Raw genomic sequence first — 1856 nt, forward strand, 5'->3', positions numbered from 1 at the left:
CCTGCCTCGCGATGTGCTGGATCGGGAGGTGGCCCGCATCGTCGCTGCCGGTGTCACCCTTACCCTCAACCACAAGGTGGAGGATGTGCTCAAGGCGCGTGACGAGGGGGGCTTTGACGCCGTCTTCATGGCCATCGGTGCCCATCTGGCAAAGCGGGTCGATATTCCGGCCCGGGAGGCGGGCAAGATCCTCGATGCGGTGAGCTTCCTCGAGCAAGCGAGCCTGGCCGAGGAGCAGGGCTTGCCACCGCCCAAACTGGGACGGCGGGTGGCCATCTACGGCGGTGGCAACACCGCCATGGATGCGGCCCGCACCGCCCGCCGCCTCGGTGTGGAAGAGGCGATGATCATCTACCGCCGCGACCGGGATCATATGCCGGCCCACGCCTTCGAAGCCGATGAGGCCGAGGAGGAGGGGATCAAGATCAACTGGCTGCGCACCATCCGCCAGCTCGACAGCACCAATATCGAAGTGGAGGTGATGGCGCTGGATGCCGAGGGCAAGCCGGTGCCCACCGGCAAATTTGAAACCCTCGAAGCGGACTCCCTTATTCTGGCGCTGGGCCAAGAGGTGGACTTGAGTGTGCTGGAGAGCATCCCCGGCGTGCGGGTCAACAAGGAGGGGGTGGTGCAGGTTGGCGAGAACCTGATGACGGATGTGCCGGGCCTGTTTGCTGGTGGCGACATGGTGCCCTCCGAGCGCACCGTCACCATTGCCACCGGCCACGGCAAGAAGGCGGCGCGCCATATGGATGCCTGGCTGCGCGGTCGCCTCTACCACAAACCGCTCTCCCATTTGCAGGCAGGGAAGCCGCTGGTAGGGCCCGAGCAGCTGCAACTCTGGTTCCAGACCCATGCTCCCGCCAGCAGTCAGCCGGTCAAACCGCCCTCGGCGCGGGACGACTTTGGCGAGATCATCGGCGGGCTGGATGAGGTGGCCGCCCGCTACGAGGCGGCGCGCTGCTACTCCTGCGGCAACTGCTTCGAGTGCGACGGCTGTTATGGCAGCTGCCCCGAGCAGGCCATCGCCAAGCTGGGGCCGGGAAATGGCTATCAGGTGGATGCCGAGCGCTGCACCGGCTGCGGTGCCTGCCACGACCAGTGTCCCTGCCACGCCATAGCGCTGCGCCAACCGGAGGAGTCCCAATGAAACATGAACTGATCATGGTTGACGGCAACGAAGCCGCGGCCCGGGTGGCGTATCAGCTGAGCGAAGTGTGTGCCATCTACCCCATCACCCCGAGCTCGACCATGGCCGAACTGGCCGACGCCTGGGCGGCACAGGGGCAGACCAACCTGTGGGGCAACATCCCCACGGTGGTGGAGATGCAGAGCGAAGGGGGGGCGGCCGGTACGGTACACGGCGCCCTGCAGGCGGGGGCGCTCGCCACCACCTTCACCGCCAGTCAGGGGCTGATGCTGATGCTGCCCAATATGTACAAGATCGCCGGTGAATTGACCTCGGCGGTATTCCATGTGGCGGCCCGATCCTTGGCGGCGCAGGGGCTGTCGATCTTTGGCGACCATCAGGACGTGATGGCGGCGCGCAGCACCGGCTTTGCCATGCTCGCCTCCGGCTCGGTGCAGGAGGCGCAGGACCTGGCCCTGGTCGCCCACAGCGTCACCCTGCAGTGCCGGGTGCCCTTTATCCACTTCTTCGACGGCTTTCGCACCTCCCACGAGGTGAACAAGATAGTCGCCCTGCATCGGGATGAAATTCGCGCCCTTATCGACAACGACTGGGTGCGCGCCCACCGTGCCCGGGCGCTCAACCCGGATCATCCGGTGATGCGTGGCACCGCCCAGAACCCGGATACCTATTTCCAGTCCCGCGAGAGCGTCAACCCCTACTGTGA

Annotated in this window: 1 protein-coding gene and 1 pseudogene; both read left to right on the forward strand. The window is 65.7% G+C overall.

Annotation, left to right across the window (positions count from 1 at the left end; translation table 11 throughout):
• Positions 1-1150: FAD-dependent oxidoreductase (locus AACR77_RS10700; RefSeq protein ID WP_042881347.1), on the forward strand; the 1150-nt coding region annotated here is incomplete at its 5' end.
• Positions 1147-1856: pseudogene (locus AACR77_RS10705) on the forward strand (pyruvate:ferredoxin (flavodoxin) oxidoreductase); the annotation flags it as partial. The gene AACR77_RS10700 and the pseudogene AACR77_RS10705, both read left to right, overlap by 4 nt.

The sequence above is a fragment of the Aeromonas sp. ZOR0002 genome (genome assembly GCF_963866995.1).
GTDB lineage: Bacteria > Pseudomonadota > Gammaproteobacteria > Enterobacterales > Aeromonadaceae > Aeromonas > Aeromonas caviae.